Consider the following 228-nt stretch of genomic DNA (forward strand, 5'->3'; position numbering starts at 1 on the left):
TCTCTAGGTAGTGGACGTCCAGTTAAGTATACTAAGAACCACTCATCTGTCTGCGTTTGAACGAGTGATCCGTGTCCCGCTTTTTGTAACGGATTACGCGGTGAGTAAAAAGATGAAATTAACGGATTTTCTGGGTGTACTTCATATGGTCCGTTAATATTCTTTGAACGTGCAATCGTCGCGTGGTGGTCATACTTCGTTCCACCCTCTGCAGTTAATAAATAGTAG

Annotated in this window: 1 protein-coding gene; it reads right to left on the reverse strand. The window is 43.0% G+C overall.

All coding sequences use genetic code 11. The annotated features are described in order from the left end of the window. The coding region (locus AOA61_RS32625; RefSeq protein ID WP_143521131.1) for a family 43 glycosylhydrolase at positions 1–228 on the reverse strand (228 nt) is incomplete at both ends.

Source organism: Pseudomonas sp. 2995-1 (assembly GCF_002742505.1).
In the GTDB taxonomy this organism is placed as follows: Bacteria; Pseudomonadota; Gammaproteobacteria; order Pseudomonadales; family Pseudomonadaceae; genus Aquipseudomonas; species Aquipseudomonas sivasensis.